The following is a 26,526-nucleotide window of genomic DNA, read 5'->3' as shown; positions in this document are numbered from 1 at the left end:
GCACGGAACCTACCAGCGGCCCGGTCCTGCCGCGCGCCGGGGCTGAGCTCCCGCCCCCACGGGTGCCTCCCGGTCCGCGCGGACCTCTCGCCACAGGCGCAGCAGGTTGCCGCCCCAGATCTTCGCGACGTCGGTCTCGTCGTAGCGGCGACGCAGCGCGGCGGTGACGTGGGGCGTCTGGGTGTGGTCGAGCCACCCGGCCACTCCCCCGCCGTGATGGAAGTCGGACGCCAGGCCCACGTGGTCCACGCCGACCAGCTCGGCGACGTGGTCGACGGAGTCGATCAGCCGTTCCACATCGGTGCGCGGCCAGTCGTGCCGCACCTTGGCGTGGTACTCGCGGAAGTAGTCGGTGAAGGTCTGCTCGTCCCAGCCGGCCGTCTCCTGGTCGAGCAGGGCGTAGTAGTCCGAGGGCCCGACGTGCGCGCGCAGGCCGAACCGCTCCCGCAGCTCGCGGATGTCGGCGACCACCCGCGGGTGGTCGCCGCGAGGGGTGTGGTAGCCGTCGAACGCGACGATCTGCACGACGCCGCCCTTCTCGGCGATGGCGCGCACCTCGTCGTCGCCGATGGTCCGGTCGGCCTCGCCCACCTTGGCCCGGAGCCCGTTGTGGGAGGCCAGGACCGGGGCGGTGGACAGCTCCACGATCTGCTGCCTGGCCCGGGGCGAGACCTGGGCGGTGTCGAGCACGACCCGGCGCTCGTTGAGCAGCGCGACGGCCTCGGCACCGGCGGGGCTCAGCCCGTCGTGGTCGACGTCGACGCCGGCGTAGGGGTACGGGCGCGAGGACGTCGCCCAGCGGTTGTTGCCGATGAACCCGAAGTCGAACACGCTGACGCCGCGGTCGAGCCAGCGCTCGATCGCGGCGAGGTCGGCGAGCGGCCGCGCGTTCTGGAAACCGAGGACGATCGAGAACACTCCGTCGGCGGCGTTGTCCACCACCGCGTCGGGCGTCGGGGCGACGGCCGCCCGCCCGCCCGAGCCGGCGACGACGCGCTCGATGGCGGCGAACGACTGCTCGTGCTCCGCGGCGCCGGCGCCGGGCGCGGCGCTCCGCGGGATCAGCCCCGCCCGCACCGGGATGACCGCCGCGGCCAGCCCGCCCGCGATGGCCGCGTCCAGGGGGAAGGTGTACTCGCCGTCCACGGCGAGGACGTCCACGTGCCCGTCGATGATCAGTGTCCTGTCGGTACTCATACCTGCTCCTTCTCCTTGTGCGCGGCGACGGCACGGGGCGTGGCGTCGATGAACTGGCGGGTGTACGGCTCGTTCGGTGCGTCGAGGACCTGCTCGCTCCGGCCGGACTCGACGACGGACCCGGCCCGCAGGACCGTGACGTCGTCGGCGATCTGGGCGACCACGCCCAGGTCGTGGGTGATGAACAGGTAGGAGGTGCCGTGCTCGCCCTGCAGGTCCGCGAGCAGCTGCAGGATGCTGGCCTGGACGACGACGTCCAGCGCGGAGACCGCCTCGTCGAGCACGATGATCTCCGGGCGCAGAGCCAGTGCGCGGGCGATCGCCACCCGCTGGCGCTCGCCGCCCGAGAGCTCGGCGGGCCGCCGGCCGAGGTACGCGGGATCGAGGTGGACCGCCTGGAGCAGCTCCTCGGCTCGGCCACGGCCGGCCCGGCGGTCCCGGACCTGCCCGAGGTGGCGCAGCGGCTCGCTGACGATGTCCGCGATGCGCATGCGCGGGTCGAGCGATGAGTACGGGTTCTGATGGACGAGCTGGATGTGCCGCCGCGCCGCGCGCCAGCTCGCGGTGGACCGCTCGGCCATCTCACGGCCGAGGACGTGGACGCTGCCGGCGTCAGGCCGTTCGAGACCGACGACGACCCGCGCCAGAGTGGACTTCCCGGCACCCGACTCACCCACGACGGCGTGGGTCGTGCCCCGCCGCAGGACCAGGTCGACACCGCTCAGGGCGGTCACGTCCGTGCCACCGGTACGGGCCGGGAACGTGCGCCCCGCCCCGCGCACCACGACGACCGGCTCACCGGTGTGCGCCGTCGCCGGGCGGGCGGGGCGCAGGCGGGGCGAGCGCAGCGTGGGTGAGGACTGCAGCAGCCGGCGGGTGTAGCTCTCGGCCGGGGCGCCGGTCACGGCGGCGACGGGTCCGGCCTCCACGACCCTCCCGCGTCGCATGACGTAGATGTGGTCGGACCGCTCGGCGGCCACGCCCAGGTCGTGCGTGACCAGCAGCACGCCGAGACCACGCTCGGAGCGCAGCCGCTGCAGGTGGTCCAGGATGGTGCGCTGCACCGTGACGTCGAGGGCGGACGTCGGCTCGTCGGCGATCAGCAGCGCCGGGTCGTTGGCCAGGGCGATCGCGATGAGCACCCGCTGCTTCATGCCGCCGGAGAGCTCGTGCGGGTAGGCGCGCGCGATCCGCTCGACGTCGGACAGGCCCGCGTCCGCGAGCCCGGCCAGGACGAGGGCGTCGACCGTCCGGCGCGGCAGGCGGCGGTGCACGCGGATCGCGTCCGCGACCTGCGTTCCCACCCGCTTGACCGGGTTGAGCGAGGCGCCCGGGTCCTGCGGGATGTACCCGACCAACGACCCGCGCAGCCGAGCCATCTCGCGGCGGCCGAGGGACGCGACCGACCGGCCGCCGAGCTCGACGGTGGCAGCGGAGGACCGGGCACCGGCCGGGAGCAGGCCGAGGACGGCGCTCACGAGGCTGGACTTGCCGGAGCCGGACTCCCCGGCGACCGACACGAGCCGGCCGGCGTCGACGCGCAGGTCGACCCCGTCGAGCGCGGCGAGCCCGCCGTACCTCACGTGCAGGTCACTGACCTTCAGCAGTGCGGTCATCCCATCCTCCCCAGCGCGTTGCTCAGCCGGTTGGCCGAGAGCACGGTGAGCGCGATCACGAGCCCGGGCAGCAGGGACACCCACGGGTGGGAGGCCAGCAGGTCCTTGCCCTCCACCACGAGCAGCCCCCACTCCGGCTGGGGCGGCGGGGCGCCGTACCCCAGGAATCCCAGCGAGGCCACCGCCAGCACGGCGGCGCCGAACTCCAGGGCCGCGAGCGCCAGCACGGGCCGGGCGGCGTTCGGCAGCACGTGCTGCCACAGCACGGACAGGCGTCGACCACCGGTGAGGTAGGCGGCTTCGACGTACTCGGTGCCGACGACGCGCAGCACCTCCGAGCGCATCACGCGGGCGAAGGACGGGACGGCCGCGACCCCCACCGCGATCGCGACGACGTTCGTCCCGTGCCCTAGCGCGGTCACCACCGTCATGGCCAGGAGCAGCCCGGGGATCGCGAGCAGGACGTCGACCACGCGCATGAGGACGGCGTCGGGCCAGCCCCGGACGAAGCCGCTCACCAGTCCGAGGAGGGCGCCGACGAGCCCGCCGACCAGCACGGCCAGGAAGGTGGCGGTGAGGGTGGTGCGCGTCCCGTGGACGACGCGGGTGAACAGGTCCCGCCCGAGCCGGTCGGTCCCGAACCAGTGCTGCGCGCTCGGTGGCTGCAGGCTCTCCTCGCTCACGCCGCGCAGCGGGTCGGCCGCGGTGAACAGGCCCGGCACGGCGGCCCAGAGCAGGACGAGGACCAGGACCGCCGCCGCCGGGAGGACGGCGCGCCGGTCCTTCAGCGCGGCTGTGACGGCCCCTACGGCGGAGGTGCCGGGGGCGGGGCGGGTCGCCCGCCCGGTCAGCGTGGTCATAGCCGCACCGCCTCCACTCGCGCGGCGGTGCGGGTGGTCCCCGGGCGGCCCGTCCGCAGGCGCGGGTCCAGCAGCGGGTAGACGAGGTCGACCGCGAGGTTCACGGCCACGAATATGAAGGCCCCGAGCAGCACCACCCCCTGGACGACCGGGATGTCCTGCGTGCGCACCGCCGTCTCGGCCAGGCGCCCGATGCCGGTCCGGGAGAACACGGTCTCGATGATGATCGCGCCGGCCAGCAGGTTGCCCAGCACCAGGCCGGCCATGGTGAACGCCGGCAGGGTGGCGTTGCGGAGCAGCTCACGCAGGGTGACGGCGATGCGGCCGAACCCCTTGGCGGCCGCGGTGGTGGCATAGGGCTGGTCGCCTTCGTGGAGGAGGTTGCCGGCCAGGAGCTGGGCGATGGGCGCCGACACGGTGATCGCGAGCGCCACCCCGGGCAGCACCAGGGTCGTCAGGCCCTGGTCGCCGATCGAGGGGAACCAGTGGAGCTGGAAGGAGAACACCTGCAGCAGCACCAGACCGATGACGAAGCCGGGGATCGACACCGCGGCCGGCGGCAGCGCGAGCAGCGCGTTGCGCCACCGGCGGGAGGTCGTCACCACCGCGGAGACTGCGACAACCAGCGCCAGCACGACGGCCAGGGCGAGGGCGAACCCGGAGAGCACGAGGGTGGCGGGGAGCACGCGGGCGAGCTCCTCCGTCACGGGGCGGCCCGTCTGGATCGAGAGCCCGAGGTCGCCCTGGAGTGCCGCGGCCAGCCGCCCGAGGTACTGCACGACGAGCGGGTCGTCGAGCCCGTAGTACGCCCGCATCTGCTCCTTCTCCCCCGCGGTGGCGGCGGAGATGCGCGTGGGGTCGAACAGCTGGTCCACGGCGTCGCCCGGCAGGACGTACAGCAGGAGGAAGGTCGCCGTGTAGGCGGCCCAGAGAACGAGCGCCGCCTGACCGACGCGTCGCAGTACGTACCGCACGCTGCCCCCTCGCCGGCTGCGGAGCCGGTGGGCCCCGCAGCCATCGGACCCGTCTCGTCAGCCGAGCCAGGTGGTGTAGAAGTGGTTCCGGGCGAGGGCGTCGAAGCCGATGTCGTGCACGGTCGGTGCCGCCGCGACGACCTGCGCGAGATTGAAGATCGGGGCGGACAGCGCGTAGGTGTCGACCACGAGCTCCTGGGCCTCGGCGGCGTACTCGGCCCGGAGCTCGGGGTCGAGGGTCGTGTTGAGCCGGTCGAGAGCCGCAGTGAGGTCCGCGTACTCGTCGGCGTCGAGCTCGGACAGGTTCGTCCGGGCCGGCGAGAAGACCTCGTCGAGCACGGTGATGTCCGCGCCGGACTGGGTGTACTGGATGACGTTCCAGTCCTGGTCGTTGTTCTGCCGCTCGGGGCCCCACTCGGCGCTGGGCAGGAGGGCGAGGTTCAGCTCGAGGCCGATCTCTCGCAGGTCCTGCTGGACGAGCTCGAAGGCGGGGCGGTTGGTGACGGCGACGTTGAGCGCGAGGACGTCGACCTCCAGCCGTTCGCCGTCCTTGACGCGGATGCCGTCCTCGTCCACCTCGGTCCAGCCGGCCTGCTCGAGGAGCTCGACCGCCTGCTCCGGGTCGTACTTGAGGTATTCCTCGCTGAGGTCCACGTGCCCGTCGACCTGCTCGCTGATGATCGACGTGGCGACCGTGTAGCTGTCGCTGAGCGCGGTGGCCTGCAGCGCCTCCCGGCCCCACCCGAGCTGGATGGCCTTACGTACCTCCCACTCGTCGGTCGGCGCCTTGTCGAGCAGGAGGTTGAACGCGTTCGTCTTGCCGGGGATCAGCTGGGAGGAGATGCCGTAGCCCTCCTCCGTCAGCGCCGCCTCGTCGGTCGGCTGGACGTCGAGGATCGCGTCGACCTCGCCCGAGCGCAGCGCGCCGGTGCGGGCCTGGGCCTCGGGGATCACGATGAGCTCGACGGCGTCGAGGTAGGCGCCGCCGTCGTGCTCCAGGGACGGGGGCGCCCACTCATAGCCGTCCCGCCGGGTCAGCTCCGTCGTCCCCTGGGGCTCGTGACCGGTGATGGTGAAGGGGCCCGTGCCGACGATGTTCTCGAAGTCGCCCCGCTCCTCGCTCGTCAGCGCGAGGGTGGAGCTGGCGAGGATGCCGGCGTTGAAGTGAGAGGTGTTGCGCAGGAACGCCGCACTCGGACGGTCGAAGTCGATGCGGACGGTGTGCTCGTCGAGCACCTCGGAGCCGACGTAGCCCGGGACGATCTCGCTCAGGGCGGGCACGCCGAGCTCGGGGTCCCCCAGCCCCAGCAGGTCGTAGTTCTCCTTGACGGACTCGGCGTCGAAGGGCGTGCCGTCGCTGAACGTCACGTCCTCGCGCAGGGTGAAGGTGTAGCTGGTGAGGTCCGCGTTCGGCTCCCACGACGTCGCGAGCCAGGGCTCGACCTCGTTGGTCTCGGGGTTGAGATAGGTCAGCTTGTCGGCGAGGTTGACCGCCAGGATCCCCTCCGAGTAGTTGCCGGCGAGGTGGGGGTCGACGGCGTTCGGCGGGGCGAGGATCCCGAACTTCAGGGTGTCCCCGAACTGCGGACCGGTGGCTGTCGACCGCTCGGTGGGAGCGCTCGCCGTACAGCCGGCGACCATCACCGCGGTGGCGGCGAGGGCGGCGGCGGTGCCGATGCGGCGGCGGTGGCTCATGGTGGCTCCCAAGGTTGTCCGGCTGCGCCCCGGGTGGGCGCACGGCGGCTGGGAGTGACGTTAGGTCCGTGACGTTGTCGCAATCCCGCCCGGGCTCGGCGTTCTCGTCACGTAGGACGTCCAGCGCGACCGGCGTCCGGGGCGCGAGACCCGACGCCCGTTCGGCAGCAGATCCTTGCGGCACGGTCACGGTGCTGGTAAGAGCAGCGAAGGCCTATGCCGGCACCGTCCGCGCCAGGCCGAGGAAGCCGGCCAGCCGGTCGGCCGCCATCTCGACCGCCGCGGTCTGCCCGGGCGTCACGCCCGCGGCGAGCCGGAGCTCGATCTCCACCGTCTCGCGGGCGGTGCGACGCTTCCAGGAGCCGGCGTTGACGCCGTCGACGAGCACGGTGCCCGCGTACGGGTCGACCGCCGGATCGGCGCGGGGGCCGTGCGGGTGCCCGTCGAGGACCGGGAAGCCGAGCGCGGGGTAGGTGAGGACCACCTCGTCGTAGGTCGGCAGGAGGACGGCCGTCGGGCTCCCGGCGCCGGTCCGCGACGGCACCGCCGGGTCGAACCAGTGCGGGACGCCGTCGACCTCGACCCGCTCCAGCGCCCCGCCGGCGACGTCGATCCCGCGGCGCGCGTCGGCCTGGGTCAGGCTCGCCCAGCGGGTCAGATCCTTCACGGACGCCGGTCCGTGCCCGGCGTAGAAGCGGTGCGCCAGCCGGCCGAGCGCCTCGTCCCGGTCGAGCGCGGGCGACGGCGCCACCACCTCGTCCGTGAGCACGTGGGTGTGCGCGGCGCCTCGCATCGGTCCGCTGACGATCACCCCGCGCAGCTCGTTCGTCAGGAGCAGGTCTCCGAGCGGCAGGCCGGCGGCGGGCAGCCCGGCGGCGGCCATGTGCCGCCCGATCTCCTTGCGGGTCAAGGCGGTCCGGCCGGCGAGGATCCGGTGCAGCACCTCCGCGCCGCGCCGGATCACGTCGTCCTCCAGGCCCTGGCGGGCGAGGTGGCCCCGCATCCGGTCGAGGACGCGGGGGCTGGTCACATCGACGATCCAGCGCAGGTCCTCCGGCGCCACAAAGTGCCAGGTGGGACGCAGGATGTGGGTGCGCAGGAAGTCCCCGGCGTCGAAGGCCGCCGCCAGCAAAGCGAAATCGGCGTCCCTCGTGCGCATACCGAGCGACCACAGCGCGTGGGGGTGCTCCTGGGCCTGGACGCACGTCAGCAGCCGCACCACGTCGGACGGGCGCCGCAGGCCGGCGCCGGACAGACGCTGGACCGCCAGCCTGCGGCGCAGCACCGCCGCGCGCGTCATCGCCACGAGGCCTCCATCCCACCAGTCTGTCGCACACCGGCCACCCACCTGGGTGACGACCTACGGCTCCAGGATCTCCACCGCGCATCGCAGGCCCGGTGCCCTGCCGAGCCGCCGGTCGCCGGTGACCAGGACGGCGCCTAGCGCCTCGGCGAGCGCGACGTAGACGGCGTCGTAGACCGTCAGATCTCCCCGCAGCTCCCACACCCTGTCGAGCAGCGGCGCGTGCGGTGCGCGATCGGCGGGCAGAGCAACCAGGTCGTCGAGGGCGAGGCGGGCGCGTCGCTGGTCGAGTCGCCCTGCTTCGAGGTGGCGCCGCAGGACGGACATGACCTCGAGGTCGGCGAGCTCCGGGACGAAGAGCCGCTCGCCGTGCAACCGCCTCCTCGCGTGGTCACCGTCCCTGCCGTCGTCGGCGAGCGCGACGACAAGCACGCTGGCGTCAACGACGAGCACGCTCGCTCCGCAGGACCGACACCGCGTCAGCGAGCGGGACCGCCCCTCCGGCCCGCCCGCCCGCCCGGGCGAGCACCTCATCCATGGTCGGTCGTGAGGTCTCCTCGATCATGCGGCTGAGGAGGTACTCCTGCATCGACATGTGCGCGGCCGCCGCCCGCTGCCGGAGGACGGCGTGCGTCTCCTCCGGGACGTTCTTGATCTGAATTGTCGCCATGGCGCCAGTTTGGCGCCACCAGCGCCGACCTGCAACCCCCGCTGCGGTCGGTGACGCCAGGCTGCCCCTTTCACCGTTGGGGCGGCGACACGACGCTGCTCGGCCGGCTCACGCCCCTCCTCAACCGAAGGCGGCGTCGATGACCTCTCGCACGGGCCCGGTGCGGTCGAGGAAGCCGGTCTCGCCGTCGAGCAGCTCGCGGGCCGCCTCGACCAGCCCGGCGAAGGCGTTCCACGTGAAGGTCCCGCCGACCGATATCCGGGCCACGCCGGCGTCGGCGAGCTCCGCGGGCGCCGGCCCGCCGCGGACCAGCAGCACGTTGACCGGTCGGTCGGTCTCGGCGCACACGGTGCGGATCTCGCCGAGGTCGGTCAGGCCGGGCGCGTAGAGCACGTCGGCGCCTGCCTCTTGGTAGGCCTGGAGCCTGGCAAGGGTGTCGCCGAGGTCCGGCCGGCCGTGCAGGTAGTTCTCGCACCGGGCGGTGAGCACCATCGACCCGGATGCCTCTGCCGCCGCCTCGACTCGCTCGCGCGCCGGCCCGACGGCGTAGATCGGGTCGTCGTCGCGGCCGGTGTAGTCCTCGACCGAGCAGCCTGCCAGGCCGGTGTCCCGCGCGAGCCGGACGGTCTCGGCGACGCCGACCGGGTCGTCGGCGTACCCGTTCTCCAGGTCGGCCGAGACGGGGATCCCGACCGCGTGGACGAGGGCGGCCGCGTTGGTCAGGGCCTCCTCGCGGGTGATGTCGCCGTCGTGCCGTCCGAGCGTCGCGGCGAAGCCGCTGCTCGTCGTCGCGATGGCCGCGAACCCGAGCTCGGCCAGGATCTTCGCGGACCCGGCGTCCCAGGCGTTGGGCATGAGCAGCGGCGCCCCTGGGCGGTGCAGGTCGCGGAACCGGTCGGCCGGGTTCTCGGTAGGCACACGGCGACGGTATACGCCCCGGTGCTCCGGTGGCACGGGCTCGACCCGACCTCCCGCGGCCTGCGTGCCGGGCTGGAGCTGGCCTCATCCTGGCAGGTGTCGGGCCGTCAGCTCTCGAGCTTCTTGACGATGCGCTGGACGGTGAGCCAGGTGCGGGTGGTGATGTCCTTGCCGTAGGTCCTGTCGAGCCACGACATGAAGTCCGGGGTCCTGCCGGGGTCGCTGTTGTCGATGACCGCGAGGAAGACGCGGGCCGCGGGGTCGTAGCCGACGACCCGGGTCCTGCTGTCCGGCTGGTCGGGCAGCTGCTCCGGGGCGGTGGCGCCGTCCTTGAGAAAGGTCGCGGTCAGGTAGGTGCCGCGGCCGTGAGTCAGCCCCGGGAACGGGTCGCTGTCCAGCAGCGTTCGCAGCTCGCCGTGCTCCCGGATGATCGTGCCGCCCGGGATGCCGAGCTCGCTCGACAGGGCTCGCTGGATGCGCCGTTCGAGCGCGGGCACGTCGGTCGCGGTGCTGGTGAAGACGATGTTGCCGCTGGCCAGCACCGAGCCGACGTGCTCGAAGCCGAGGTCCTCGAAGACCCCGCGGAGCTTGTCGTTGGTCATGTTGGGGCCGCTCGGTGCGATCCCGCGCAGGAGTGCCGCGTACCTGTGCATGGGAGCGAAGGTACCGCCGCCACTCTGCCGTCGTGCGTCCCCCGCCCGACGTCTACCGGGCGGGGCGCGTGGCCTTGCCGTCGAGCCAGAGGGTGTCGGACTCGTCGGAGTGCGTCCCGGCGGTGCCGACGTGCTTGGTGCCGATGCCCGGCCCGTTCTTGACGACGTGCCACATCGCCATCGCGTGGCCGCGGCCGAGGTCGTAGTCGTCCTTGAACCAGGTGACGACGTCGCCGGCCTTGGCGCCCGGCTGGTCGAGGCCCTTGGTGCGGGCGATCTCGAGGAGCTGGCGCGGGGTCAGCCCGGTCCTGTCCTCGATGGTGTCGAGGTATGCCTGGAACGACATGGTGGGAGCCTCTCTCGAGACGACCGCTCAGGCGGCGCGTTGGTGGGAAGGAGCGAGCGGCGTCGGGTCGAGGCCGCGTGCTGCCCGGGTCGGCGTCGTCGGGGCGTTCATCGTTCCGCCGTCGTGCTGATGGCCGCGGACGGGACGTCGGACAGCTCGGCGATGCGGATGTGGTTGCCGAACGGGTCGCGCAGGCCGAAGTCGAGGCCGTAGGGCCGGCGCTCCGGCTCGTCGGTGATGTCGACGCCGCGCTCGACGAGCTGCTCGTACAGGCCCTGGGCGTCGTCGGTGGTGAAGAAGAGGTGGCCGCCGGCGGCGCCCTTGGTCACGAGGTCGCGGACCTGCTCGGCGGTGCTGTCGTCCATCGACGGCGGACCGGGACGCTCCAGCAGGATCTGGTGCCCGTCGGGCGACTTGACGGTGAGCCACCGCATGAAGCCGAGGTCCTGGTCGTCGCCGACCTCCAGGCCGAGGGTGCCGACGTAGAAGTCGAGCGCCTCCTGCTGGTCGAGGACGTAGACCTGGGTGATGCGCGTCGTGGTGATCATGATGAACTCCGGTGCTCGGGGCCGTCCGCGGGGTGCGGCGGCCGATGGGACGACGCTATTCAGCCGACCCGGCGCGGTGCTTCTCCGAAACTGCTCGGCCTGCTCCACCTCTTCGTGAAGCAGGTCGGCACCGCCGGGGCGGACCCGGCGGCACGAAACTCGCTCGGTGACTGGCCGACGACGTCGCGGAACGTCCGGCTGAACGTGCCGAGGCTGGTGAACCCGACGGTCATGCAGATGTCGGTCACGGACTGGTCGGTCTCGCGCAGCAGGTTCATCGCGCGCTCGACGCGCCGGCGTTGGAGGTAACGATGCGGCGTCTCGCCGAACGTGTCCTTGAAGGTACGGATGAAGTGGGCGTCGGAGACGAGCGCGATGCGCGCCAGCGCCGGGATGTCCAGCGGCTCGGTGTAGGCGCGGTCCATCGCGTCGCGGGCGCGCAGCAGCCGGCGGTTCGTCTGCTCCGACTCCCGGCTCACGCGCACTCCTCCCTGCGAGCCGAGCGTAGCCGCCGTCACCCCTTCCCCGCCCGACCCTCAGGCGGGAGGATGGTGCCTCCGGCGAACCGCCCGGGCGTTCGCCCCGAGGTGAGCGAGGACGCCATGTCTCCATCCGCGAGCCCGAGTGGCTCCCACGCGCGCAGGTTGACGGTCGCCGTGGCGTCCGTCGCCGTCGCCACGGCGGGGCTCACCGCCGTCCCCGCCGTCGCGAGCGAGACGGCGGTCGGCAGTCCCGGTGAGGCACGGGCCACGGGCCGTGCACATGGCTCCGACGACCACGGCCGCCGCGGTCACCCCCGCTTCTCCGCAGGCGCCCCGGGCGCCGGCGACCCGTACCTGCCGTTCGCCGGGAACGGCGGCATCGACGTGCGGCACTACGACCTCGACCTGCGCTACACCCCGCCGACCGCGGAGCCGGCACCGCTCGAGGGGCACCTCGACGCCACCGCCACCATCCGCCTCCGCGCCACCGCGAACCTCGACCAGTTCAACCTCGACCTGCGCGGCCTCGAGCCGAGCGCTGTCTGGGTGGACGGCAAGCGGGCACGCTTCACCCACGCTGACCTCAACGACCAGCAGCCCGGCCCGGACGAGCTCGTCATCACCCCCCGCCCCAAGCTCCGGAAGGGCGAGCGCGTCACCGTCACGATCACCTACGGCGGGACGACGGGGCGCCCCACCGACCTCGAGGGCGCTCTCTACGGCTGGGTCACGACCCGTGACGGCGCCATGGTGGCGAACGAGCCCGACGGCGCCGCCACCTGGTTCCCCGCGAACGACCATCCCACGGACAAGGCCACCTTCGACGTCGACCTCACCGTGCCGCAGGGCTACGTCGGGGTGTCCAACGGCGTGCTCGAGCGGCGGCAGACCCGCCGCGGGTGGACCACGTGGTCCTGGCACGCCCCCGACCAGATGGCCTCGTACCTCGCGACGGCGTCGGTGGGGAACTACGAGATGCGCACCTCCACCGCGGGGCCCGACGACGTGCCGGTGCTCGACTTCGTGGATCCGGACCTGGATCCGGTGAACGCCGCCACGACCGAGACGACGCTCGGCCTCACCGACGAGATGATGGACTTCTTCACGGGCCTCTACGGCGACTATCCGTTCGTCGCCTACGGCTCGATCGTCGACGACGACTCCATCGGCTACGCCCTGGAGACGCAGACCCGGTCGATCTTCTCGCGCGTCGCCCGCGAGGGCACCGCCGCCCACGAGCTCGCCCACTCGTGGGTGGGCAACGCGGTGAGTCCCTACCGCTGGTCGGACATCTGGCTCAACGAGGGCTGGGCCACCTACAGCACCCACCTGTGGACCGAGCACCGCGGTGGCCCTAGCGCGCAGGCGCAGTTCGACGAGCTCATGACCATTCCCGCCGACGACCCGTTCTGGACCACCGTGGTCGCCGACCCCGGCCCGCTGGGCCTGTTCGCCGGCGCCGTCTACGACCGCGGTGCGGCCACCCTGCACGCGCTGCGCGGCGAGATCGGTGACGAGGCGTTCCGTGCGCTCGCCCGCGAGTGGGTGGAGCGCTACGACGACCGGACCGCCTCGACCGCCGACTTCGAGGCGCTCGCCGAGGAGATCTCCGGGCAGGACCTGACGCAGTTCTTCACCGTCTGGCTCCACACACCCACCAAGCCCGTCGAGTGGTGACCGAGCTCCTTGCCGTACGGTGCACGCAGAGCCGAGGGAGGAGGTCGAGGTGAACGATCGCACACGACGTCGGCGCCGGCGACTAACCCCTGTTCCGCACACCCAGAGCCTCATGCAGGACTTCTCCGGCTGGCGCATCACCAAGGGCCTCGCCCCGGACGACGCAGAGCTCATCGAGGTCCTCGCAGACCTCAAGAGCGACGAGCTCGCCAGCCCCGACCCCACGGTGTGGCCGGCGGCGGTGCTGGAGGAGCTGCTCGAGGAGGTCGTCCCGCGTGCAGGCATCTTGGACGAGCAGGAACGAGCACGCCTGCTGCCCACGTTCCGTGACTATCTCGTGTTTCTGGTGGACATGGAGGTTGGTCCCGCGGACCCCGCCGCCCATGCGGCGCTCATCGCACTGCTCGGCGACCTGTCGCGGACCGTGCCGCCCTCACGACGTGATCCGTTGGGACGCCGCCACCTTTCCGTCGTCCCCGACGGAGACTGACGTCCGAGCCGGTACCTGCGAGGACTCGAATCCGGCGACATCGCCGGAACCGGGATCGCGCCGAGCGGGAGAACCTCACGTTCCTACGCTGACCACCTGCGACTCAGCCGCCGTCACCGGGGCTCACCCGCCTGGACCAGGCCGGACTCGTACGCGACGACGGCGATCTGGACCCGGTCGCGCAGGTCGAGCTTGGTCAGGACACGGGACACGTACGTCTTCACCGTGGCCTCGCTGAGGAACAGCCGCGCGCCGATCTCGGCGTTGGACAGCCCCTGGGCGACCAGCCGCACCACGCCGACCTCTCGCTCGCTCAGGTCCCCGAGCTCCGCGGGAAGCTGCCCCGCCGGCGGCCGGCGGGCGAACTGCGCGAGCAGCCGGGTGATGAGGGAGGGCGCGAGCATCGACTCCCCGCGGGCCACGACCCGCACGGCGTGCACGAGGTCGTCGGGGGCGACGTCCTTGAGGAGGAAACCCGCTGCCCCGGCCCGGACGGCGGTCCAGACGTACTCGTCGAGGTCGAACGTCGTCAGCACGAGGATCTTGGGGCGCGGCCCCGCGCCGGTGAGGATCTCCCGGGTGGCGGCGACGCCGTCGAGGTGCGGCATCCGGATGTCCATGAGGACGACGTCGGGGCGCAGCTCACCCACGGCGGTGACGGCCGCCCGGCCGTCCGCCGCCTCGCCGACGACGTCGAGCCCGGCGCGCTCGAGGATGAGCCGGAACCCCATCCGGACGAGCTCCTGGTCGTCGACGACGAGCACCGACGTCGCAACCCCCGCCCCGCTGGCCGTCGCGCTCACGCCCCCTCCACCGGCAGCACGGCCTCGACGGTGAAGCCGGGCGCCGACGTCACGGTGAGGCTCCCGCCGAAGATCGCGGCCCGCTCGCGCATCCCGACGAGCCCGTGCCCCGGTTCACCGTCGGCGGGACGCGCGGGTCCGTCGTCGGAGACGCGGATCCGCAGGTGCTCCTCGCCGAAGTGGAGGACGACGCGGGCCTTCTCGGCCGCGGAGTGCCGGCGCACGTTCGTCAGCGCCTCCTGGACGATCCGGAAGGCGGTGAGGTCGAGCCCTGCGGCGAGCGGGGTGCGCTCCCCCGTCATCTCGACGTCGATCTCCAGCCCCGACTCGCGTACGGCACCGAGCAGTTCGGGCAGGGCGTCGACGCCGGGCTGCGGAGTGAGCGCCGGCTCGAGCTCGCGGAGCATGTGGACCATGCGGCGCATCTCCGTCAGCGCGCTCGAGCCGGTGGACCGGATCGTACCGAGCGCCCGACGGGCGAACGCCGGGTCGTCCTCGACCAGCTGCTCGGCGGCGCCGGCCTGGACCACGATGACCCCGACGGCGTGGGCGACGATGTCGTGGAGCTCGCGGGCGATCCGGGCCCGCTCCTCGGCGACGGCGGCAGCGGCGGCCTCCTTCGCCTCAGTCTCGGCCTGGTGGGCCCGCACGGCAGCCGCGGCGGCGCGGTCCGCTGATACGCGCAGCCCGTGCCCGCACAGGAAGGCCAGCGTCACCGCTCCCCAGTGGAAGACCAGCTCGCCCGGGTCGCGCAGGAGCGGCAGGAACAGGTCGGCGACGACGATCACCGCCGCCGCGGCAACGGCGCTCAGCCACCGCAGCCGGCCGGGTGCGTGGCGGGCGAGGGAGTAGACGAGGACGAGCATCGGCATGAGCTGGCCGAGGAAGAGCACCTGGAGCGAGCCGCCTGTCAGCACGCCGAGGACCGGCCAGGTCGCGAGCGCGCCGAGTGCCAGGCGGGGGCGGATCCGACGCTGGGACAGCAGCGCCGCGAAGGCGACGATCCCGATCGTGCTGACCACCGGCGACCCGGAGCCCATGACCGACTCCATCGGCAGCCAGACCTCAACGAGGCCCAGCACGGCGACGAGGACGGCGACGCCGACGTCCTGCACCTGTTCCCGACGGGCTGAGCGCTCCACGGCCTCAATCTAGGGCGAGCACTGCCGACCCGGCGTCGTTCCGGAGGTGACTCACGATCATCCAGGGTTGATCCGGCTGGCCCGCGCGGACAACCGCGGGTGCACCGGCCGACGACCCGGCGCCGATGCCCGACGACCTGCGCCGTCCCTAGCGTCGGCCTGGCCCGGCACTGCCGCCGGACCGCAACCACCGAGGAGCCCCACCATGCGAATCTCGTCCCCCACCGTGCGCTGGACAATCGTCGTCGCGCTCGCCCTCACCGCCGTCACGACGGTCGTGGGAGTCCTGCTCATGCCCGACTTCAGCGGCACTCACGAAGACGGGCTGCGAGCGATCGCCGCCAGCCCGGGCACGGCGACCGCCTCGTCGCTGCTCTTCACCTTCTCCCAGCTGTTCCTCGCGGTAGGGGTCGTCGGCGTCGCCACCCAGCTCCGCGACCGGGCGCCGAAACTGGCCTACCTCGCCGCCGTCACCACCGTGCTCGGGGCGTTCGGGCACTCCGCGTACGGCGGGGTGCAGGCCATCATGCTGGCGATGGCCGCCGACCTCGACGACGCCGCCGCGCACGCGGAGGTCCTCGCCGCGGCCGAGGCCGGGGCCGGGCTGCCGCTGATGGCTCTGGGCTTGCTCGGCACGGTGCTCGGTCTCATCCTCCTCGGCGCCGCGATCCTGCGGGCCGGCTGGGGTCCGCGGTGGCTGGGCATCGCGCTCATCGCCTTCGTGGTCGTCGAGTTCGGCCTCTCGGGGATGAGCGTGTGGGCCGGCTACCTCTCCGGTGCCCTGTTCTTCGTGGCGTTCGTCGCGATGGCCGTCCTCACGGCACGCGGGTCTGACGACGACGCCCGTCGCCCGGCGGGTGTGCGGGCATCCGCGTCCGCGACCTCGGAGTGAGTTGGGACTGAGGGGCCGTTGCACCTGCCGTCGAACTGCTGACACGACGAGCAGAGCGGGGCGATACTACGGAGACACGATGGCCTCGCGAGGAGGAGCCATGCCGATCTCGAGAATGTCGGCCGGAGAACCATGGCCACCCATCTGGTTCCACGTGACAGGCGATGTCTCCGGCGCCGACCTGAGACGCTGGCTCGAGTCGGATGACGCGCCCCGGATCAGTGAGATCGGTATATCGCTCGAACCGGGCAACCTCTCGACGGACGAGGTCCGCAGCATCGCCCAACCCCACTTCGACCAGGTTCAGATCACGTGGTCATCGCGGGCGCCCGAGCTCTAGCACAGTGGGTCCTGACCAGGACCGGTGGAGCTCCTGCTGACACCACCGCGGCAGATGACAGTGCCGCACCGGAAGCCGGCGGAAAGCCGGCCGACACCTCGGCGAGCACGACGAACCCGTACGCGGCTCGGGACGAGAAGTTCCTCAAGACGGTCACCTGGATGGTCGCGGCCCTTGCCGGCGTCGCGAGCGTGATGGTGGCGGGGAGCCAGCTGAGCAGCATCGGCGCCCTCGCCCTCGAAGAGGATCGGGGCCGCCTGGCCGCCGCCGCGATCTCCGTGACGGTGGCCGTCGCCCTCGTCATCCTCGCCATCGGGCTCCTGACCTGGGTGCAGATGCCGGACTACACCAACGTCGGGCGGCTGGTGAAGGCCCACGAGAAGACGGCTGGGGGACGGTCGACGCTCCTGACCCGGACCGTCACGAGCGACCCCACGCTCCACCGGGGCGCGACCGACCTCGGAGGTCTGCTCGACCGCTGGAACGCGTCGGCCACGGCGTACGAGCTCGCCCGGGCACAGGTGCACGAGGCCGCCCTGGCCGTCACGCGCGCGGAGACCGAAGCAGCCAAGGCGAGAGCCGAAACCACCCTCGCGGACGCCCTGAAGCGGCAGGAGGCCTGGGAGGCGCAGTACGGCTACTACCACCGCGGGGTCTGGGCGACGTCGCAGCTCAACAGTCACATCCGGACGAAGCGCAAGAGCCAGCTGGTCTCCGTCGTCGTGCCCCTGGCAGCAGCGGTGGCAGCGCTCTCGTTCGTGGTCTTCGCATGGGCGTCCAACCCACCGACCGACGAGCCCGACTCGGCCGACGCTCTGCCACCCACACCTGTTGCGGCAGTACTGGTGCTGACCGATGACGACGACGTGTGGCAGTCACGACTCGGCGAGTCGTGCGCGGGCACGGCGCGCACGACCGAGGGCATCCCGGTGATAGCGGTGGCTGAGAGTGACGCCGGGGTGGACGTGGTGACCGTCCCGACGCCGGAGTGTCCCGAGCCACGCCAGGTCGTCATCGCGGCGGACGAGGGAACCGTCACGCGGGCCGAGGACGCGCTCGACTGACCCGGGTGACTGCCGGAGCTCACTGCTCCGGCGTCACTTGCTGGACCCGCGCATCACCCCGGAGATGACCCACCGCTGGGCGAAGACGTACACGACTACGAGCGGTGCCATCGCCATGAGGTAGGACGCGAAGGCCAGGGTGTAGTCGGTGCTGAACTGCCCCTGGAACACGTACTGGACGAGCTGGAGGGTGTAGCTGTCGGGGTTGCCGAGGATGACCAGCGGCAGGAGGAAGTCGTTCCACGCCCAGATGCAGGTGAGGATGCCGACCGTGGCGTTCATCGGCCCGAGCAGCGGGAAGATGATGCGCCAGAACGTCGTCCACACGCTCGCCCCGTCGGTCAGCGCCGCCTCCTCGAGCTCTCTCGGGACGGACTTGAGGTAGCCGACGTAGACGAAGATGTTGAACGCCAGCCCGTAGACGACGTACAGCAGGATCAGCCCCACCTGGTTGGACAGCCCGAGCGCCGACGTCTGCTTGACCAGCGGCAGCATGATGATGGGGAACGGTACGAACAGCGCAGCGACGAAGTAGTAGTACAGGGCCTTGAAGAAGGGCTTGTCCATGTTCCGGGAGATCGCGTACGCGACCATCGAGTTGGTCACGAGCGTCAGCCCGACGGCGAAGACGGTGACGAGCGCGGTGTTGAACGCCGCCCGCGGGTAGTTCGTGAGCCGGGCGGCCTCGGCGAAGTTGCCCCACGCGAACGGGTCCGGGAGGGCCAGTCCCGTGCCGGTGAGCTGCTCTGGCGTCTTCAGCGCGGTTACGACGACGTAGTACAGGGGCAGCAGCACGCTCAGCGTGAGCAGCACCATGACGACGGTGAGTCCCCAGTTGATCCCGCCGTGCCTGTCCTTGCGGTAGCGGCGCTCCGGCGACTGGCCGGCGGCACGCGCGGCTGCCGCCGTCGCCGCGTTCCCCTCCTGGGACAGCCCCTGCTGCTCGGACATCAGGCCGCCACCTCCCGACGCTGCAGGAACCGCAGCTGGACCATGGACAGGACGACGATCACGATGAGGTACACGACGGCGTTGGCCGTCTGGTACGCGAACTCCCCGCCCTGGAAGCCGCCGCGGTAGATGAGCAGCGAGATCGACGTCGTCGCGTTGCCCGGGCCGCCGTTGGTCAGGGCGACGATGTGGTCGAAGACCATGAGGAAGTTCTTCAGCGCCAGCACCATGTTGATGGTGAAGAACGGGGCGATGAGCGGGAACGTCATGGTCCAGAACCGCCGCCACGGCCCCGCCCCGTCGATCGACGCCGCCTCGTACACCTCCGTGGGGATGGTCTGCAGGCCGGCGAGGTACAGGATGATGTTGAACGCGGCCGCCTGCCACACCGCGACGACGACGATGCCGACCCAGGCGAGGCTCTCGCTGCCCAGGATGTTCGTCGAGAGGGCCTCGATGCCGAGACTCTGCCCTAGCACGGGCAGCACGCTGGCGAACAGGTAGCTGAAGACGTACCCGACGACGAGCATCGGCAGCACGTTGGGCAGGAAGAAGACGCCGCGCAGGGTGCTGCGGAACTTGATCCTGGCGTTGAGGCCGACGGCGACGGCCAGCGCGATGGCGTTGGTGAGGATCGTGGCGACGATGGCGAACTGGAACGTGAAGAGGTAGGCGTCCAGGACCCGGTCGTCGCGGAACAGGGCGAGGTAGTTGTTGAAGCCCACGAAGCTCCACTCGCCGTACCCGGCGTAGTTCGTGAAGCTGTAGAAGACGCCCTGCAGCAGCGGGAAGGTGTGCAGGGCGAAGAACAGGATTACCGCCGGCACCACCATCCAGTAGAAGGTGGGGTTCGTGCGGTTGTGGCGGCCGCGCAGGCCTGCGCTGGGCACCTGGGCGCCGGTGCCGGCCTCCGTCGTCGTGGCCATCATGTCCCTCCCTTCTGCTGTCTCGGCGTCTCGGCTGTGTCGGCGTCGGCGTCGCTGCCGCTGGGGCTGCCGTTACGGTTCGGTCCCGAAGCTGCTGCGTGCGGCGACCTTGTCCCACTCCTCGTCCAGCTCCCGGAGCCACCGGTCGGCGTTGCCGGAGAGGAGGAAGGCCTGGGTGAGCGGCTGCAGGTTGACGGCCGGCGGGATCGAGTGATCGACGTACGAGGTGACTCGCTCCTGCTCGAAGAAGGGGAAGATCTCCGCGACGGTGGGGTCGGACGGCTCGAGACCTTCGAGAGTCGGCACGGCGGACTGCTCGTCGACGTAGCGCTGGATGTTCTCCGGCTCCATGAGGAAGCGGATGAACTCCAGCGCCTCCTCCTCGTGCTGGGGATTGGCACCCATGGTGACGACGACGTCGACGCCGGAGACGAGCAGCGTCTCGTCCGGGTCGTCGGTGGCCGGCAGCACGAAGGAGCCGAGATCGAGGTCCGGGTTGAGCGCCAGCACCGCCGGGAGGACGTAGCTGCCGTGCATGAGGATCGCCGACTCGCCGTTGGCGAAGACGCGGTTGCCGTCGTCGTACCCGAGACCGGCGGCGTCGGGGTTCGCGCGGTCGGTGATGGCGAGCATCGCCTCGGCCACCGGCGGGAAGGCCTCCTGGAACGACGTCTGGTCCTCGGCGAGCTCGTCGAAGAAGTCCTCCGGCATGAGGTTGGCGGCGAGCTGGTTGAAGTAGGGCATCGTCGTCCACGCGTCGACCAGCGTGAGGGTGTAGGGCTGCACGCCGGCAGCTTCGAGCTCCTCGACGAGCGTGAGGAAGTCGCTCCACGTCTGCGGCGGCTCGAGTCCGTGCTCGGCGAAGATCTCCTTGTTGTAGATGAAGGCGTTGGCGTTGGACGCGAACGGGATGCCGTTGACCTGCTCCTCGAAGCGGCCGAGGTCGGTGAGGATCTCGAGGATCGCCGGGCTGACGTCTCCGAGCACGGCCTCGTCGGAGAAGTCGTAGAGGACGCCCGCCGAGGCGATCTCGCCGAACGTCGCGTTGCCGTTGAGGGTCATGACGTCGGGCAGGTCCTCGCGGACCAGGCGGGTGCGGATGGCCGTCTCGGAGTCGGGGACCTGGTTCTGCATGACCCGGATGTCGGGGTGCGCGGCGTTGAACTCCTCCACGAGCCCGTTGAAGGTCGCGAACGCCTCGGCCTTGAACTGGAAGAACTCCAGCTCGACGACGCCCTCACCGCCGGCGGTCGAGCAGGCGGCCGCGGCGAGCAAAGTCGCAGCCACCGTTGCGGCTCGCGCCGACCGTCGCATCGCGCCCCCCTGCGTGGTGGGAAGGAGCCTCACCACTCGCAGCACCTGCGCTGCTCCACGGTGCCGCCCTGCCCCGTTCCGCTCACGATCAGCCTAGGGACGGCGCCGGGCGGTCGCACGCCCAGAGGGTGGGCTGGCATCGCGCAGACGGCACGCCCCGTCACCGTGCACAGACATTGCCACTTCGGGCGTGTGTACCAAGGGCGCCGATGAGACGGAGGAAGCCCACGCCGCCCACCTCGAGGTGAAGGGGTCGCTGAGCGTCACGCTCTCGGGCGTCCGTGCTCGGGGCCGACCGTGGGGTGCGGCGACAGATGTTTCTCAGCTCAGACGATCGTCGTGCCACCGGACCGCCACACTTGGCGACGGCGACGGAGCTCTACGTAGTTTGGGTGTGAACTGTTGTTTGCTCGGTTCAGCGGAGGACGCAGGAGCCGGATGACATCCGTCTCAGCATCCCGCGGGCTCGAATGCTCGGCCCATGTGAGCCACAGGTGCTCGATCATCCAAGCGGTGAGGCCGACTTCGGACCGCACAGTCAGTTGCTGGCGTCCGGCGCGCCACTCGCGCTCCCAGCCTTCCGTCTCACCGATCCAGGAAGCCAATGCTCGTCTGAGTGTGCTGCTACCTGTCTGCCTGCCGAGGTGGTTACCGTTGACACGACGCCGCAACGATCTGTTGGCAATGCCGACATAGAGAAGTTCCAGATTGCCTTCCGGATGAATCGTCGGGCCATCGGATCCGTGCAGGAGGTCGGGTAGGACCCCTGGCCTCGACCACCAGGCATAGAGTCCAGGATCCGCCGGGATCGCGACATCAGCGACCCCTCGTGCGGCTGTCGCACCTGCTGAAATGAGCCGCCTAGCCACCATCTCGGCTGCGGGTGCACTTGGCGACGCGCCAGTTGGGTCGGTCACCGTGGATCACCCTGAAAGAGTTCGAGCAGGCGGCGCTGCTTATCGGTGAGTGACAGGATCGAGGACGCCGTGCCTGGATAGATCCGAGCAGCTTCCCAAGTTGGGCGAGGAACGCTTGACGCAATTCCGAGTTTCGCGCCTCGAGCGAGCTGGTTATGCACGAGTTCGACGGCATCGAAGAGATACACCGATTCGAGCGTCAATGGCCGGACACCGCCCCGCGAGCTCGTAGCCGGACCGCGAGGGCCAGTGAAGACCAGATAAATGTCGGGACCGTCCTTGGCCGCTATGTCGAGGAGTCCCTCGTCCTTGACGTACCACTTGACGTTGACGGTTCTGCCAGCCAGGTCTTCCGGTCCGGTGAACACCCCGTCCCATCCTCTGTTCGTGGCCGACCGGTGTAGCTCGATTTTGAAGAGCTGACCGGCCAGCCACTCACCGAGGTGCCCGGTGAGTGGTGGCCTGCCGATGATCTCCGCGAGCTCGGCGTCGATGGTGTTGCGCCCTTTGAGCAGGCTGGAGACGTGTCGGATCACCGACTCGACGGCGAGCCCAGAGTCGGTGCTGCCTGCTTGGGCCATCAATCCTCCTGCGTGGCTACCTCACTAATAGACCAAGGTATCGGCGGCCGCCAACACTTAGTGACTCCTGAGCCATCTCGAGCGAACGTCGCGTCCTGCGTGAGCTCTTTCAACGAGATCGGGGCTGTCCCATGTACCGGGCTCTGGCAACTACTGCTGACTGCTCCGGACTGTCTGGTGTCGCCCGGCCGAGCTTGACGTCGAGGGTTCGCAGAAAGGCGAACTCGCAGCTGGCGCCGCTCGTGATGTCGGTGGGAGTCAGAACAAGACGATCGTTCAACAGCAGCAAGGCACTTCCCTCTATGAGACTTAGGGTGACGGCCTGGCCGCCCTTCCTCTGCACGCTACAGACGAGCTCGGACATCCGAGGTCGCTACCACCCGCGGGAATCGGACGGGCCGGAACGAGCGAGGACACGGCACCCAAACACCCTGTACAAGCGATGTCGCCCCGGCATGATCGAATCGGACCGGTAATCACGATCCCTTAGGAGGCTCTTCGTGGCCATCATGAGTGACTACGAGCAAAGGGCGTGGGAGCAGCTCGATGCCTATTGGCACAAGCGAGCCCACCGCCGCTCGCTGCCAACGGCTCCTGACTGGCTGAAAGACGCCGGGCGAACGGTCGGCGGTGTCGTCACCAAAGCTGGAGAGAAGGCCGTTGGCGCGACGCCGGCCCAGGTTCGGGATCTGACGAGCAAGGTCGCAGATACAGCGCTCATCCCCGCCATCGATGCCGTAACCCATCTCCTAGACCTGACGACCGAGTGGTGCCAGCAACTCACAAACAAGGAGACGGTAGTCAAGCGCGCTCGAGCAGACGGTCAGCAAATCGATGGGATCGCCGACCTTCGAGACCTTGACCTGAAAGTCTGTGACCACCTGCTCTCCCGAAACGCACTGAAGTGGCGAACAGTCGGGGCTGCCGAAGGCGCAACGGTGGGTCTTTTGTCATTCATCCCAGTGGCAGGCGGCGCAGTCGCCATCACTGCCGACGTTGCAGTTGTCCACGTCATGAGCACAGCGATCGCCACACGTGTCGCGCACTGCTACGGGATTGACGCTGCGGATCCCCACGAAGAGGAATTCATTCAGAAACTCGTTGCCCGGTCCTTCATCGCGCAGGGCGCAAAGGCCAAGGCGCTGAGGACACAGCCTCGGCTGCACAGGCGGTCAGAGGCAGGGTCCGCTGGAGCAACAACCTCAGGGAGAGCCACAAACTCACTGCAGCTCTGGAGAAGTTCATGAGCCGCTGGTACCAGGGCGGACACGTACCGGTCCAGCACGTAGGCAAAGCGCTGCCCTGGGTAGGTGTGATCGTCGGTGCGGGAATGAACTCCCATCTGCTCGCAGCTGTCGCCCTGGACGCTCAGCGGTACTGCCAGACACGCTTCCTAGCTGACAAGTACTCCCTCGATCTGCCAGAGCCCCTGCGCGAGGAGTTCGATTTGATCTAAAAGCTTCATCTGCTTGGCGGTCAGAGTGCGTGCGTCGGTACGTCACGCCCATCCGAAGGGTCTCGATGTCGCTATCAAGTCCGTGCCCGCGTCGAACCAGGGGCGACCGTTCCCGCTGGCCAGCTGTGACCTAATTCCGAGTATGAGTCATTTGCCGTCGCTCTGCGCAACGTGAGTGCACTCCTGGCGAACTTTCGCTGATATATGCAACTATGACGGGCACGTACGGGCGAAGCCGGGCTCTGCAATTGGCAGACTCCACGCGCACGAGAAGTCGCCCAAAGGCGGCAGTCGCCACACTAGCGATCCGAAGCTTGAAGGCTTCGAAGTAGAGTGCGTCGTCGAACTTCCGTAGCTCACGTACATCGTCCCGCTTTTCGAATCAGCTCCGATCACGCTGCTGTTTAGTGAACACCTCAACAAACTCGGCCGACTCCGCCAAACCTGGAAGTTGGCGCCTCAAGATGTCGAAGTCCTTCGCCGCGGCCAGCGCGCCGACGACGGTAACGTGGGACATCTCATTCACTGAGCCTCCTTGCAACGATGCCAGCGATTCGGAAGCCGTGCGGAACTCTTTATCGTAAACCGCACTAGAAAGTTCTAGAGCATTGGTGATAGCAGCCTCTCGAAGTAGAGTGACGGCTTGTTTAGACGTCACCTCTGGAGTCTCGTTATCACGAGACCATTGGCGCCAGCCCTTCCCTGCCGGACACAACCATTCCAGCGCCGCCACTAGCCGGGCCGCATCGAATGCCTCGTCGAGACGTTCAGCATGCCGATATTCTTCCAGGTAGTCATCCACCATCATCCATCGCTTTTCCCTGAGCGAGATGAACTCACGTTCCAAGATCTCGAAGTTGGCCGCAATCGCCGCGAAACGGCGACGGATTTCAGGAGGGTACTGAATCCCCGACTTATAAACCACCTCATGTTCTATTTCCGCCCACGCCTGGTCGAGCACACTGCGGATCTGGATCTCGAATCTTACATTTCGGACCTGGGCCCATTGCCGTGGTAAACTTGGCGGTGCATTCACAACGAGGTGAACGGACTTGTATCCAAACTGCTCGTCGGATATTAGTTGCGCTCGCTTGTCCACGCAGTTCAGCTCGTCGACCACCAGGTTCGAGGAGAGCCGGTCCGCGATCAGGTCAACCTGTTCTGAATAATAAGTGATTACACGCACGCCGTACAGGTCAGTCACTTGCCGTGCCGGATTCGTGTAGCCCTTTCGAGTGATCTTCTCTTTCAGCGACACGGCGGACTTGTTGCGAGCCACAACGAGGTGGATATGGTAGTCGCGATCAGAGAGTAGATCGCGAACGAACTTCTCCAGAGAACTCGCTATTTGCTCATGCGACTCTATTCCGGCCTCGTAGTCTGATATGAAGTCTGGGGGAAGCATACTCACGCCAACGCCGCGTCCGAGAGCATACGGACCAGTATTTCCGTCCGAGTCTTACGCGGCTGAATGTTATCCGTCTGCGATGAAGCCGCCGTTAGATACCGAGCTAGCCGGGGTTCCAGCTTGATCTCCGGATCCGTGCGCTGCGCCGCAGCAGCTTTCGCTAGGTCCCTCTCAAGCTTCGTCGCGCTTTCGCCAGCGGCATGACCGTCAAGCGTCTCTAGGAGTTCACCTGCCTCCGTCACAACATCGAGGGCACCCAGCAAGGCATACAGGTCAACGGGCTTGCGCCACCGCGACGTTGAGAAGTCTGGGATGTGCGCGCTCGCCCATTCCACGTAGCGGTCGAGTCGATTCTTAACCTCGTCTCCATCGGGAAAATCATCGGCGTACTTAACATAGTAAATGTCCACCGATTCCTTCTTATCTTGCGGCCCCTCCATCAGGAGGATAGCAAACTCGGCAGCAAGTTCTTCACTTCGCAACCGAGCTCGTTGTTGCTTTGTGATAATACGGAGATCTGTCCACCACTCCTGCCGCCCCACGCTGGCGCAGAAGTCTTTGAAGACACCACTCTCTTTCGCTCTACGCATCTCCGCAGAATTGAGCCGTACAACATACTTATTCATACGAAGAAATACGTCCTTGATCTCCGCCTGATTATAGTTCTTCAGCTCCGATATCGCCATGTCGTAGTTAAGGAATTGCATACGTTGTTGGTCGTCGAGTTTAGAATAGCGCCGGCCGCGCCACCGCGAGTCCGTATCCGAGGATCTCGAGAGAGGAAACTTGTCTTCCATGTAATCGAAGATGGCGCGCAAGCGCTGCTGACCGTCGACGACATCGTACGTCGCCCTATTCGTGTGAGAACTGATTACCTTACTAAAGAATAATAGCGGAATGGGCCGATCGCTCAGGACAGTGTCTATTAAGTAGGCCTTAGCAGGCTGAGGCCACACACCTTCCCGCTGGAACTCCGGAGCCAGTCTGAGCGTTCCCTGCTTGTACATATCGTAAAGGGCCGAAATATCCCGATCACCAGGCGACCTCAGAGGATTGCGACTCATCCGTATCCACTCCTTCAGGCGACGCCATCCCAGGCAGCCGTCGCTCGCTATTGCGCTGTCCCGACAGTATCGTGATTACCCACTCCGGGATGCGATCACGATGGTGTAACCCAAAGTTGCGGCCCGAGAATGTCATGGCGCACGGTTCCTGCGATCTCTACCTCCTGGTCGTGACATATCAACAACCGACGTTAGTCCACGTCACTTGGGGCGCAGATCCGGTCGAGCACGGCGTCTGC

The 26,526-nt window shown here is 69.1% G+C and carries 27 protein-coding genes; 5 read left to right on the top strand and 22 right to left on the bottom strand.

Annotated elements, in window-relative coordinates; all coding sequences use genetic code 11:
* Positions 1-9: 9 nt before the first annotated feature.
* From GD748_RS15045 to GD748_RS14985, 13 genes are all read right to left on the bottom strand, one after another.
* Positions 10-1,197, bottom strand: coding sequence for a dipeptidase (locus tag GD748_RS15045; protein WP_152196032.1), 1,188 nt, complete (start codon positions 1,195-1,197; stop codon positions 10-12).
* Positions 1,194-2,813 (bottom strand): dipeptide ABC transporter ATP-binding protein, encoded by a 1,620-nt coding sequence (locus tag GD748_RS15040; protein ID WP_152196031.1) that lies wholly within the window; start codon positions 2,811-2,813, stop codon positions 1,194-1,196. The genes GD748_RS15045 and GD748_RS15040 overlap by 4 nt, the downstream gene beginning before the upstream one ends.
* Positions 2,810-3,673, bottom strand: a complete 864-nt coding sequence (locus GD748_RS15035; RefSeq protein WP_152196030.1) for an ABC transporter permease — start codon at positions 3,671-3,673, stop codon at positions 2,810-2,812. Before GD748_RS15035 ends, GD748_RS15040 begins: the two co-directional genes overlap by 4 nt.
* The gene (locus tag GD748_RS15030; protein WP_152196029.1) at positions 3,670-4,647 is read right to left on the bottom strand and encodes an ABC transporter permease; all 978 of its coding nucleotides are present in this window, start codon (positions 4,645-4,647) and stop codon (positions 3,670-3,672) included. Before GD748_RS15030 ends, GD748_RS15035 begins: the two co-directional genes overlap by 4 nt.
* Before the next feature lie 57 nt (positions 4,648-4,704).
* Positions 4,705-6,342, bottom strand: a complete 1,638-nt coding sequence (locus tag GD748_RS15025; protein WP_152196028.1) for an ABC transporter substrate-binding protein — start codon at positions 6,340-6,342, stop codon at positions 4,705-4,707.
* Positions 6,343-6,556: 214 nt separating this feature from the next.
* The gene (locus GD748_RS15020) at positions 6,557-7,642 is read right to left on the bottom strand and encodes a winged helix DNA-binding domain-containing protein (protein ID WP_226921460.1); all 1,086 of its coding nucleotides are present in this window, start codon (positions 7,640-7,642) and stop codon (positions 6,557-6,559) included.
* A gap of 60 nt (positions 7,643-7,702) precedes the next feature.
* Complete coding sequence (locus GD748_RS15015) at positions 7,703-8,098, bottom strand: type II toxin-antitoxin system VapC family toxin (protein WP_152196026.1); 396 nt, start codon at positions 8,096-8,098, stop codon at positions 7,703-7,705.
* Positions 8,085-8,315, bottom strand: coding sequence for a FitA-like ribbon-helix-helix domain-containing protein (locus GD748_RS15010; RefSeq protein ID WP_152196025.1), 231 nt, complete (start codon positions 8,313-8,315; stop codon positions 8,085-8,087). Before GD748_RS15010 ends, GD748_RS15015 begins: the two co-directional genes overlap by 14 nt.
* A 120-nt stretch (positions 8,316-8,435) precedes the next feature.
* Entirely contained in the window at positions 8,436-9,233 is a 798-nt protein-coding gene (locus GD748_RS15005; protein ID WP_226921414.1) for an isocitrate lyase/PEP mutase family protein, read from the bottom strand.
* Between the two features lie 107 nt (positions 9,234-9,340).
* Positions 9,341-9,886 carry a DUF1697 domain-containing protein gene (locus GD748_RS15000; protein WP_152196024.1) on the bottom strand — a complete coding sequence of 182 codons (546 nt, stop codon included), beginning with the start codon at positions 9,884-9,886 and terminating at the stop codon, positions 9,341-9,343.
* Between the two features lie 52 nt (positions 9,887-9,938).
* Positions 9,939-10,232: a DUF4287 domain-containing protein gene (locus tag GD748_RS14995; protein ID WP_152196023.1), complete on the bottom strand. Its 294-nt coding sequence runs from the start codon at positions 10,230-10,232 to the stop codon at positions 9,939-9,941.
* Between the two features lie 107 nt (positions 10,233-10,339).
* A complete protein-coding gene (locus GD748_RS14990; RefSeq protein ID WP_152196022.1) occupies positions 10,340-10,780 on the bottom strand; it encodes a VOC family protein in 441 nt (146 codons plus the stop codon).
* A gap of 59 nt (positions 10,781-10,839) precedes the next feature.
* Positions 10,840-11,259, bottom strand: a complete 420-nt coding sequence (locus tag GD748_RS14985) for a helix-turn-helix domain-containing protein (RefSeq protein WP_152196021.1) — start codon at positions 11,257-11,259, stop codon at positions 10,840-10,842.
* Positions 11,260-11,436: 177 nt separating this feature from the next.
* Between GD748_RS14985 and GD748_RS14980 the strand changes: the two genes are divergently transcribed.
* Positions 11,437-12,939 carry a M1 family metallopeptidase gene (locus tag GD748_RS14980; RefSeq protein WP_226921412.1) on the top strand — a complete coding sequence of 501 codons (1,503 nt, stop codon included), beginning with the start codon at positions 11,437-11,439 and terminating at the stop codon, positions 12,937-12,939.
* Positions 12,940-12,988: 49 nt separating this feature from the next.
* Entirely contained in the window at positions 12,989-13,429 is a 441-nt protein-coding gene (locus tag GD748_RS14975) for a hypothetical protein (RefSeq protein WP_152196019.1), read from the top strand.
* Positions 13,430-13,542: 113 nt separating this feature from the next.
* Here GD748_RS14975 and GD748_RS14970 read toward each other — a convergent pair whose 3' ends face one another.
* Both GD748_RS14970 and GD748_RS14965 read right to left on the bottom strand, forming a co-directional pair.
* Positions 13,543-14,232, bottom strand: coding sequence for a response regulator (locus GD748_RS14970; RefSeq protein ID WP_226921410.1), 690 nt, complete (start codon positions 14,230-14,232; stop codon positions 13,543-13,545).
* Positions 14,229-15,374 carry a sensor histidine kinase gene (locus GD748_RS14965; protein ID WP_152196018.1) on the bottom strand — a complete coding sequence of 382 codons (1,146 nt, stop codon included), beginning with the start codon at positions 15,372-15,374 and terminating at the stop codon, positions 14,229-14,231. Before GD748_RS14965 ends, GD748_RS14970 begins: the two co-directional genes overlap by 4 nt.
* Positions 15,375-15,579: 205 nt before the next feature.
* Here GD748_RS14965 and GD748_RS14960 point away from each other — a divergent pair, with 205 nt between their 5' ends.
* Together GD748_RS14960 and GD748_RS14955 are read left to right on the top strand one after the other, a co-directional pair.
* Positions 15,580-16,266 carry a DUF4386 family protein gene (locus GD748_RS14960; protein WP_152196017.1) on the top strand — a complete coding sequence of 229 codons (687 nt, stop codon included), beginning with the start codon at positions 15,580-15,582 and terminating at the stop codon, positions 16,264-16,266.
* A 312-nt stretch (positions 16,267-16,578) separates the two neighbouring features.
* Positions 16,579-17,670 (top strand): hypothetical protein, encoded by a 1,092-nt coding sequence (locus GD748_RS14955; protein WP_152196016.1) that lies wholly within the window; start codon positions 16,579-16,581, stop codon positions 17,668-17,670.
* Positions 17,671-17,703: 33 nt separating this feature from the next.
* Here GD748_RS14955 and GD748_RS14950 read toward each other — a convergent pair whose 3' ends face one another.
* The 5 genes from GD748_RS14950 to GD748_RS14935 form a co-directional block, all read right to left on the bottom strand.
* Positions 17,704-18,621 (bottom strand): carbohydrate ABC transporter permease, encoded by a 918-nt coding sequence (locus tag GD748_RS14950; RefSeq protein ID WP_152196015.1) that lies wholly within the window; start codon positions 18,619-18,621, stop codon positions 17,704-17,706.
* A complete protein-coding gene (locus GD748_RS14945) occupies positions 18,621-19,454 on the bottom strand; it encodes a carbohydrate ABC transporter permease (protein ID WP_452176694.1) in 834 nt (277 codons plus the stop codon). The genes GD748_RS14950 and GD748_RS14945 overlap by 1 nt, the downstream gene beginning before the upstream one ends.
* A 165-nt stretch (positions 19,455-19,619) precedes the next feature.
* Positions 19,620-20,834: an ABC transporter substrate-binding protein gene (locus GD748_RS14940; RefSeq protein ID WP_193312968.1), complete on the bottom strand. Its 1,215-nt coding sequence runs from the start codon at positions 20,832-20,834 to the stop codon at positions 19,620-19,622.
* Between the two features lie 353 nt (positions 20,835-21,187).
* The gene (locus tag GD748_RS20275) at positions 21,188-21,733 is read right to left on the bottom strand and encodes a GIY-YIG nuclease family protein (protein WP_405002690.1); all 546 of its coding nucleotides are present in this window, start codon (positions 21,731-21,733) and stop codon (positions 21,188-21,190) included.
* Positions 21,734-21,774: 41 nt separating this feature from the next.
* Entirely contained in the window at positions 21,775-22,359 is a 585-nt protein-coding gene (locus tag GD748_RS14935; protein WP_152196012.1) for a hypothetical protein, read from the bottom strand.
* A gap of 509 nt (positions 22,360-22,868) precedes the next feature.
* Between GD748_RS14935 and GD748_RS14930 the strand changes: the two genes are divergently transcribed.
* Positions 22,869-23,606 (top strand): EcsC family protein, encoded by a 738-nt coding sequence (locus tag GD748_RS14930; RefSeq protein ID WP_226921458.1) that lies wholly within the window; start codon positions 22,869-22,871, stop codon positions 23,604-23,606.
* A 591-nt stretch (positions 23,607-24,197) separates the two neighbouring features.
* On the opposite strand, the gene GD748_RS14925 is transcribed toward GD748_RS14930, so the two are convergent.
* The gene (locus GD748_RS14925) at positions 24,198-25,094 is read right to left on the bottom strand and encodes a GTP pyrophosphokinase (RefSeq protein WP_193312967.1); all 897 of its coding nucleotides are present in this window, start codon (positions 25,092-25,094) and stop codon (positions 24,198-24,200) included.
* Between the two features lie 128 nt (positions 25,095-25,222).
* A complete protein-coding gene (locus tag GD748_RS14920) occupies positions 25,223-26,287 on the bottom strand; it encodes a DUF262 domain-containing protein (protein ID WP_152196010.1) in 1,065 nt (354 codons plus the stop codon).
* Positions 26,288-26,526 lie beyond the last annotated feature (239 nt).

Source organism: Georgenia subflava, from assembly GCF_009193155.1.
Classification (GTDB): domain Bacteria; phylum Actinomycetota; class Actinomycetes; order Actinomycetales; family Actinomycetaceae; genus Georgenia; species Georgenia subflava.
The sequence above is the reverse complement of the archived record's forward strand: the minus strand, read 5'-3'. Positions and strand labels throughout refer to the sequence as shown.